Here is a 9,252-nt window from a genome sequence, read left to right on the forward strand (position 1 = left end):
AATCCATATAAATTCTCCTTAATAAACACTTGACTTAGAGCTTACTCTAAATTGTACAGTATAAGTATATTAAATTTAAGGAGGCATTTCAAATGAGAAATGATAATAAAAAATATGTAACTGTTACAGGTGCCAGTTCTGGTATTGGATATGAAACAGCAAAGGCTTTTGCTAAACGGGGAAAAAATCTAATCATTGTCGCCCGTCGTAAAAATAGTTTGGAAAAGTTAAAAGCAGAAATTTCAAAAGAAAATCCGAAACTTGATATAATAATAAAATCAATGGATTTATCTATCACAAAAAATGTTTACAAGCTATATGAGGAATTAAAAAATTATGAAATTGAAGCTTGGATTAACAATGCAGGCTTTGGTAACTATGCTAGTGTTGCAAATCAAGATTTAACTAAAATTGAAAACATGCTTCATTTAAATGTAGAAGCTCTAACAATTTTATCTTCACTTTATACTCATGACTACAAAGATGTTCAAAACACCCAATTAATTAACATTTCCTCCGCAGGTGGCTATACTATTGTGCCAAATACCGTTACTTATTGTGCAACTAAATTTTTCGTAAGTACTTTTACCGAAGGACTAGCACGAGAACTAAAAGAAAATCACGCTAAGCTGCAAGCAAAAATTCTAGCACCTGCTGCCACAAAAACAGAGTTTGGAAAAGTTGCTAATAATGTTAGCGAGTATGATTATGATAAAACTTTTGGCACTTATCATACTAGTAAGCAAATGGCAGACTTTTTAATTAAACTATATGATAGTAATGAACCTGTAGGACTTATAGACAGAGAAAATTTTGAATTTAAACTTAGCTCACCGCTCTTTCCTTATTCCGGCAATTCAAGCCACAACCAAAAAAGTACTACAAATTAATTTTATTAAAGCTCTAGACTTTAATCTATGCCATCTAGAGCTCTAATTTACTATTCCAAAATATTGATATTTCCATCCTTATCAACCTTAAAGAGTGGAAGCTTTTCTATGTATATTATGTCTTTTCTTTTAGCTGCATCTCCTTCTGCAAGTATAGCAGCTTTTGCAGCAACTATTCCTTCAGCCTTTTTAACTAAACTTTCTATTGTTTTAAGTGATTCTCCTGTGCTTATAACATCATCTATTATAGCTACTCTTTTACCTTTTATGCTATCTCCATCCTTCTTATCTAAGCACAATACTTGTTTCTTTTGAGTAGTAATTGAAAAGACCTCTTCTACAATTGGGTCCTTCATATACGGTTTTATGCTTTTTCTTGCTACTACATAATTTTTCATGCCAAGTTGTTTTGATACCTCGTAAGCTATTGGTATTCCTTTAGCTTCTGCTGTAACTATAACTTCTATATCCCTAAGCCCTTGTGCAATTAAAGGAGCTGCACTAGTTATAAGCTCAGTATCTCCCAATATTACAAAACTAGCTATAGCAAGGTCATCCTTTATTTTTATTATTGGAAGTTCTCTTTCTAATTTTCCTATTTTCAATTTATATGTATTCATATTACACCTCATAAAATATATTTATTATCATTATACAACGAACATAATCAAATTTATAGTGCTTAATATTCGGAATTTATAGTAATATAGCTAAATGACTTGAAATATTGAAATTATAATATCAAATATATATTGTTGAAATTTGCCCTAATTATCCAATTATTATTGTCAAAAATAATTTATTCCTTATAATCTCCGTTTTTCTTTTGAAATCTAACTTTAGAATTGTTTTTCTGATTTTGACTTTCTTTGACCTTTAGGCTATTATATACATGTAAACAGAAATGAGGCAACAACATAGTGAAACATATATGCTTTACTATGATTATATAAATAAAAAATATAAAATTATTAGGAGGTTGTTAACATGTTTGGAATGGTTCCTTTTAGAAGAAATAACAATAGTGTAGCAAAAAGAGGTGATTATTTCGAAGATTTCTTTAATAACTTTTTCTCAGATGATTTCTTTGCACCAGCAGTATTCAACAACAATAGTTTTAAAGTAGATGTTAAAGAAGATGACAACCAATATTTAGTTGAAGCAGATTTACCAGGAATGAAAAAAGAAAATATTGCTCTTGAATATGAAAATAACTATTTAACTATATCTGCAAAGCGAGAAGATGTATTAGAGGATAAGAGAGACAATTATGTAAGACGTGAAAGAAACTATGGAGAATTCAGAAGAAGCTTTTATGTAGATAATGTTGATGAAAATAATGTCAATGCTTCATTTGCAGATGGAGTTTTAAAAATAACTCTTCCAAAGAAAGAAAAAGGGAAAGAAAGCAGAAAACAAATAGACATACACTAAACAAGTTGATAGTAGTTGTCAATTAAAAAAATTGGGAAGTAACAGTATCTTGAAAAAATACTGTTACTTCCCAATTTTTAATACACATCTCAACTATTTTCATTAAAAATACACGATAATTTTCCTTATTACTATATTTGTAAGTATAATTTAATTATTCCCAGTATATTTCTCCTCTATTTTTGATATCATATTTATTCTATCTTGATGTCTTCCACCTTGAAACTCTGCATTAAGCCATTCTTCTACTATTAGTAATGCTAATCCAACTCCTATTACCCTTCCACCTAAGCAAAGTATATTTGAATTATTATGCTGTTTTGTGGCTCTTGCAGTAAATACATCACTTACTGCTGCTGCTCTAATACCAGGTACTTTATTAGCAGCAATAGAAACTCCGATTCCTGTCCCACAGCAAAGAATTCCACTTTGGCTTTCGCCATTTTTTACACTTTCAGCTACCATTAATGCGAACTCTGGATAATCTACCTTTTTCTTATTATATGTGCCATAATCTTTATATTCTATACGCTTTTCACTTAACATTTGCTTTATTGCTTCTTTTAATTCGTATCCACCATGATCACAACCTAAAGCTATCATACACCCAGCTCCTTTACTTTTCATTAAGTTGAAGAATATTATAAAACTTTTTTTACGTTATTTTCTATATTCCCATTTTTAAAAATTGAAGAACCTATTACTACATTATTTGCTCCAAAGTTAACTACATCCTTAATATTCTCATAATTTATTCCACCATCAACTTGTATTTCAAAATTATATTGGTTAGCTTCCTTAATGTGTCTAAGCTCAGCTATTTTATCTTTCATAGAATCTATAAATTTTTGTCCTCCAAAACCAGGTTCTACTGTCATAACAAGTACCCTATTTAACAGAGCAAAAACATATTTTAAACTATAAATATTAGTTGCTGGGTTCAATGCAACCCCTACCTTAATTCCAAAACTTTTAATAAAATATATTGTTTTGTATAAATGAGTGCATGCTTCTTCATGTAATGTAATGCAGTCAGCACCTGCTTCAACTAATTTTCCAATATACTTTTCTGGATTATTAACCATCATATGAACATCTACTTCCATATTAGTAATACTACTTATTGCTTTTATTTGATCTATTCCAAATGCTATATTAGATACAAAATTACCATCCATAACATCAATATGAATTGATGTTATGGAGTTTTTCTCTAATATTTCTATATCCCTTTTTAAATTACAAAAATCGGCTGATAGCAACGAAGGATTAATTATTACCATTTATATACCTCACTTTAAGCAACTTATATTTTCATATTTGCATTTTTCCAATCATTTAAAAATGCCTCTATACCTTTATCTGTTAATGGATGTTTAGTCATTTGCACTATTACTTTATATGGTATAGTAGCAATATCGGCACCAGCTTTTGCAGCATCTATAACATGAATTGGATTTCTTACACTTGCAACAATTATTTCAGTTTTTATTCCATAATTTTTAAATATTTGTGCTACTTCTTCTATTAATGACATTCCTGTTGAGCCTATATCATCTAATCTACCTACAAATGGGCTTACATAACTTGCACCAGAACGAGCAGCTAATAATGCTTGAGTTGAAGAAAATATTAAGGTAACATTAGTTTTATTCCTTCTTTTGATAGTATATTTACTGCTTTTAACCCCTCTATTGTCATAGGAATCTTTATTACAATATTTTTGTGAATTTTAACTAATTCTCTTGCTTGCTTGATCATATCCTCATGTTTTGTACCTATTACTTCTGCACTTATAGGTCCATCAACGATTTCTGTTATCTCCTTTATTACTTCTTTAAAATCTCTACCTTCTCTTGCTATTAATGATGGATTCGTAGTAACTCCGGCTATTACTCCTAATTCATTTGCCTCTCTAATTTCATCTATATTTGCTGTATCAATAAAAAACTTCATATTATCATTCTCCTCTCACATAAAAAATTTTACTGCTTCTAATATTTTTTCAACTGTTAAACCATAATACTCCAATAAAGCATCCGGGGTACCGGATTGTCCAAACCTATCATTTATCCCTACTAATTTAACTTTTGTAGGTATTTCTTGTGATAGTACCTCACAAACTGCTGAACCTAATCCGCCAATTATACTATGCTCTTCAACAGTTACTACTTTTCCTGTATCTTTTGCTACCTTAATAATGAGTTCTTTATCTATTGGTTTTATTGTATGAATATTAACTACTGTTGCATTTATACCTTCAGTTTTTAAAATTTCAGCTGCTTTTAAAGCTTTTGCTACCATTATTCCTGTTGCTATAATAGCTACATCCTTTCCTTCACTTAGTACTTCACCTTTTCCTATTTGAAATTTATAATTTGCATCATGGATTACAGGTGTTGCTGCTCTTCCAAATCTTAAATATATCGGTCCATAATATTCTGCTGCCGCAAATACTGCTGCCTTAGCTTCAATTTCATCTGATGGATTTATTACCACCATATTTGGAATACTCCTCATTAATGCTATATCTTCAACAGCTTGATGGCTTCCGCCATCTTCTCCTACTGTTACACCTGCATGAGTTGCTGCTATTTTTACATTTAACTTTGGATATGCCACTGAGTTTCTAATTTGCTCAAAAGCTCTTCCTGCCGCAAACATTGCAAAAGTACTTGCAAAAGGAATTTTTCCACAAGTAGCAAACCCTGCCGCTGTACCTATCATATCTTGTTCAGATATTCCCATGTCAAAGAATCTTTCTGGACATGCCTTCTTAAACATACATGTTTTTGTAGCATTTCCTAAATCCGCATCAAGCACTACTACCCTCTCATCTTTAGACAACTCAACCAAGGCTTGCCCATACGCTTCTCTAGTTGCTATTCCCATCATGCTTCTCTCCTTTCTAATTCTTCTATTGCTACTTTCTTTTGTTCCTCATTTGGAGCTTTTCCATGCCATCCTACTTGATTTTCCATAAACGATACACCTTTACCCTTTACAGTTTTAGCAATTATTACAGTTGGCTTTCCGTTAACTACTTTTGCATTATCTATTGCTTTTCCTATAGCCTCTAAATCATGTCCATCTATTTTTATTGTATTCCAACCAAAGGCTTTAAATTTTTCATCTATAGGAGCTATACTCATAACCTCACTATTAGGACCATCTATCTGCAAGCCGTTATTATCTAATATTGCTATTACATTATCTAGTTTATAATGTGCCGCACTCATCGCTGCTTCCCATATTTGACCTTCCTGAACTTCTCCATCACCTAATATTACATATACTTTATAATCCTTTTTATCTAGTTTTGCAGATAATGCCATTCCATTTGCTGCTGATAGTCCCTGTCCTAATGAACCTGTAGACATATCAACTCCTGGAATTGATTTCATATCGGGGTGTCCTTGTAGTATTGATCCAAATTTTCTAAGTGTTATTAATTTTTCTGTTGAAAAGTAACCTCTTTCAGCAAGAACAGCATATAATGCTGGTGCAACATGACCTTTTGATAGCACTAATCTATCTCTGTCTTCCCATTTTGGATTCTCTGTTTTTATGTTCATTTTTTCAAAATATAATGTCGTTAATATATCTGTTACTGATAATGAACCTCCTGGATGTCCAGATTTTGCTGCTGCTACTTCTTCTATGATGTCTATTCTCACTTTATTTGCTATCTTCTTCAATTCTGCCGTATTCATACTACTCTTTCCTCCTCACTACTAATCTTTTTCAAGGCTTTAATACAACCTTTATTTCCTCGCCACTCATAACTTTATCAAAAGCTTTTTGCCAATCATCCAAGCTGTAAATTTTACTTACAAGTTTCTTAGTATTTACTTTTCCAGTATCCATAAGATATAAGGCTAAATCCCAAGAACTTGGCTTTTGGCTCCTACTTCCAATATAGATCAGTTCTTTTTGAATTACTTTTTCTTCGTCTAACTCGTTGAGCGACTTAGCAAATATTCCAACTTGAACTAGCGTTCCTTTTTTCCTTAATAAGCTAAGTCCTGAATTAGTGGCATGTATTGATCCTGAGCAATCAAAAACTTTATCTACACCATACCCTTTAGTTAATCCTTTAATAATTTCCCCAATATCTTCTTCTTGAATATTTATTGTTCTATCAATTCCAAGTTCTTTAGCAAGTTTTAGCCTCTCTTTATCTTTATTCATTCCTGCTAAAATAGTGTATGCACCCTTGGCTTTTACAACTTGAGCTAATAAAAGTCCTATTGGTCCTGGTCCAAATATTAAAACGTGCTCTCCTATTTCTATACTTGTTTTTTCTAAAGCTGGATGAGTACAGCATGCTAACGGTTCTGTTAATGCCGCTGAAAGTAAATCAACGTTTTCAGGTAAAACATGTACACTTTCTTTTCTAGCAACAACATATTCAGCGAAGCTCCCATTTGCTTGAGTTCCTAAACCTTTTCTGTTGGGGCATAAGTTGTAATCTCCTGATTTACAATAATCACATGTGCCACATATTTCAAAAGTAGTTTCACTAGTTACTCTGTCTCCTACTTTAATTCCCGTTACATTCGCACCTATCTCTGTTACAATTCCAGAAAATTCATGTCCTAGTACAATAGGTGGCTTAATATTGTTGTATTCTCCTTTGTAGGAATGAATATCTGATCCACAAATACCTGAATATTCAATTTTAATTTTTACTTGATCATCATTTATAACTGGCTCATCAATCTCAACAAGTTCCATGTTTCCAAAACCTTTTTCTTTTTTAACTAAAGCTTTCATATGTTATCACTCCTTATTTTTTATAATTTTTCAATTACTTGTTTAAAAATCTCATCCGTATCCTTTGCTACTAGAACTTTTTTTCAAAAACTCATCATTCTGTATTAGCATTATTAAGCTTTGAAGCATTTTAATATGACTATGTGCTTCTCCTATAGCTAGCATAAATACTATTCTTACAGCTAATGACTTATTCTGGTCTTCCATACATTGAAATGTAACTGGATTTTTCAGTGTTACAACTGAAATACATGAATCTATTACATGTTCAGCATCAGTATGCGGAATAGCTACATTATATTTGTTTAGCTCTAATCCTGTTGGAAATTCAGCTTCTCTATTTACTAATCCTTTATAAAAACTAGCCTTTACCTTTCCACGCTTGTAAAGTTCACCATATAGAGCTTTAAATACATCTTCCTTACTATTTGCTGAAAGATTTGCTAAAACTACGCCTTTTTTAATAAAATCTTTAAGATCCATTTATTCACCCCCTTATTCCTTCGCTAATATACTAAGCATTATTCATGCCAACTTTTTGGTTTAATTTGTTTTAAATTTGGTTAAATATTATGTACACATACAGCCACTTACAAACAATTTATTCCGCTTAAATTTAATCAACTTTCGAACTCAAATCTAAAATTAAAAAACAAAATACCCCATAAAATCATAACTACTCGTAAAAAGGAATAAAAAAAATGGACATCTAAAGAAAAATTAAGAATTGTAAATGAATATTTTCCAGTAGTATGCATAATGCAAAAAACCTGTCTCGCAAACAAATGTGAGGCAGATTTTTTAATCTTCAAAATTATAGCTGAACTAATAATTGACCTATTTTATAAACTATCCAATTAAATAAATTACCACCAGTATCGATGTTTGACATTTGCGTTACTCCTGATGCAAAAGAGAAATGAGCTTGTTTTAACATTGTTGTAAATATTGGAGCAAAGTCTGTTGCCATATATAATGATCCTGCTATCAATATTGTACCTACTATTACCGAATGGATGATATTTCCTTTTGTGGAGCCAACTATGAACGCTACACAGAATGGAATTGTTGCAAGATCACCAAATGGTAACATTCTATTGCCTGGTAGGATTACTGCAAGAGCGATAGTAATTGGTACTAATATTAATGCTGTTGACATTACAGCAGGATGACCAACTGCTAATGCCGCATCTAGCCCTATGTTTAATTCTTTATTTGAAGCTTTCTTTTGTAAGAATTCTCTAACTGATTCTGAAACCGGTATCAAACCTTCCATCAATATTTTCACCATACGCGGAAGCAGTAACATTACACCTCCCATAGCCATACCTATTTGAAGTACTTTACCAACATCGTATCCTGCTAAAACTCCTAATATGATTCCTAATATTAAACCCATCATCATAGGTTCTCCGAAGACACCTAGTCTTTTTTGTATAGTTTCCGGATCTGCATGTAAATCTTTAATTCCCGGAATTTTACCAATAGCTTTACCTAGTAATATTCCTATTGGTGCAAAAGATGCGGTAGAACCTGTCGGTAGACATATGCCCTCTAATCCATAAAATTCTTGTACCATTGGAGTAGTCCAATCTGCCACTTTAAGAACTACAACTTCATAAAGTATGCCTGCAATTATTGATGCTATCCAATTTCCATTACTTAAAATATAAATAGTAGCTGCTGCTGCACCAAAATGCCAGTAGTTCCAAATATCTATGTCCATTGTTTTTGTAGTATTTGTAAATATCATTACAAGGTTAACAGCTAATGCTAACGGTATAATAATTGATGCCACTGGAGAACCCCAAGTTCCTGCAGCAGCTGATGGCCATCCTCCATCTATTATAGTTAAATGCAAACCAAATCTGCTTACCATAGCCTGAGCTGCTGGTCCTAAATTATTTGTAAGTAATCCCAATACAAGGTTGATGCCTACAAATCCCACGCCTATTGTAACACCTGATTTAAAAGCTTTTTTAAATCCCTGCCCAAAAATTATACCGATTATTGTAATAACGATTGGTAACATAACCGTTGGTCCTAAGTTTAATATAAATTGAACTACACTTAATAACGTCATTTTTTATCCCCCTCTTTTTAACTTACATCGTTTACACAATTAACAATTATTTTATGCACTTTTAATAAT

10 protein-coding genes and 1 pseudogene are annotated in these 9,252 nt (G+C 31.8%); 2 read left to right on the forward strand and 9 right to left on the reverse strand.

Features of this window, described 5'->3' with window-relative positions; all coding sequences use genetic code 11:
• The first annotated feature begins 92 nt into the window (after positions 1-92).
• Positions 93-890: an SDR family NAD(P)-dependent oxidoreductase gene (locus tag AGR56_RS01465; protein ID WP_053240852.1), complete on the forward strand. Its 798-nt coding sequence runs from the start codon at positions 93-95 to the stop codon at positions 888-890.
• 50 nt (positions 891-940) lie between these two features.
• Here the strand turns inward: AGR56_RS01465 and AGR56_RS01470 are convergent, their stop codons facing one another.
• Positions 941-1,510: a phosphoribosyltransferase family protein gene (locus AGR56_RS01470; RefSeq protein ID WP_053240853.1), complete on the reverse strand. Its 570-nt coding sequence runs from the start codon at positions 1,508-1,510 to the stop codon at positions 941-943.
• Positions 1,511-1,877: 367 nt separating this feature from the next.
• Here AGR56_RS01470 and hsp18 point away from each other — a divergent pair, with 367 nt between their 5' ends.
• Positions 1,878-2,324 carry a heat shock protein Hsp18 gene (gene hsp18 / locus AGR56_RS01475; RefSeq protein WP_053240854.1) on the forward strand — a complete coding sequence of 149 codons (447 nt, stop codon included), beginning with the start codon at positions 1,878-1,880 and terminating at the stop codon, positions 2,322-2,324.
• Positions 2,325-2,474: 150 nt separating this feature from the next.
• Here hsp18 and rpiB read toward each other — a convergent pair whose 3' ends face one another.
• From rpiB to AGR56_RS01515, 8 genes and pseudogenes are all read right to left on the reverse strand, one after another.
• A complete protein-coding gene (rpiB, locus tag AGR56_RS01480; RefSeq protein ID WP_053240855.1) occupies positions 2,475-2,927 on the reverse strand; it encodes a ribose 5-phosphate isomerase B in 453 nt (150 codons plus the stop codon).
• A gap of 38 nt (positions 2,928-2,965) precedes the next feature.
• Positions 2,966-3,607, reverse strand: a complete 642-nt coding sequence (gene rpe / locus AGR56_RS01485; RefSeq protein ID WP_053240856.1) for a ribulose-phosphate 3-epimerase — start codon at positions 3,605-3,607, stop codon at positions 2,966-2,968.
• Between the two features lie 23 nt (positions 3,608-3,630).
• Positions 3,631-4,280, reverse strand: a pseudogene (fsa, locus tag AGR56_RS01490) (fructose-6-phosphate aldolase).
• A gap of 15 nt (positions 4,281-4,295) precedes the next feature.
• Complete coding sequence (locus AGR56_RS01495) at positions 4,296-5,216, reverse strand: transketolase family protein (protein WP_053240857.1); 921 nt, start codon at positions 5,214-5,216, stop codon at positions 4,296-4,298.
• A complete protein-coding gene (locus tag AGR56_RS01500) occupies positions 5,216-6,037 on the reverse strand; it encodes a transketolase (RefSeq protein ID WP_053240858.1) in 822 nt (273 codons plus the stop codon). The genes AGR56_RS01495 and AGR56_RS01500 overlap by 1 nt, the downstream gene beginning before the upstream one ends.
• A 31-nt stretch (positions 6,038-6,068) precedes the next feature.
• A complete protein-coding gene (locus tag AGR56_RS01505; RefSeq protein ID WP_053240859.1) occupies positions 6,069-7,100 on the reverse strand; it encodes a zinc-binding dehydrogenase in 1,032 nt (343 codons plus the stop codon).
• A 51-nt stretch (positions 7,101-7,151) separates the two neighbouring features.
• On the reverse strand, positions 7,152-7,583 hold the full coding sequence (locus AGR56_RS01510) for a PTS sugar transporter subunit IIA (protein ID WP_053240860.1): 432 nt from the start codon (positions 7,581-7,583) through the stop codon (positions 7,152-7,154).
• A gap of 331 nt (positions 7,584-7,914) precedes the next feature.
• The gene (locus tag AGR56_RS01515) at positions 7,915-9,183 is read right to left on the reverse strand and encodes a PTS galactitol transporter subunit IIC (RefSeq protein WP_053240861.1); all 1,269 of its coding nucleotides are present in this window, start codon (positions 9,181-9,183) and stop codon (positions 7,915-7,917) included.
• Positions 9,184-9,252 lie beyond the last annotated feature (69 nt).

The organism is Clostridium sp. DMHC 10, from assembly GCF_001270375.1.
GTDB lineage: Bacteria > Bacillota > Clostridia > Clostridiales > Clostridiaceae > Clostridium_S > Clostridium_S guangxiense.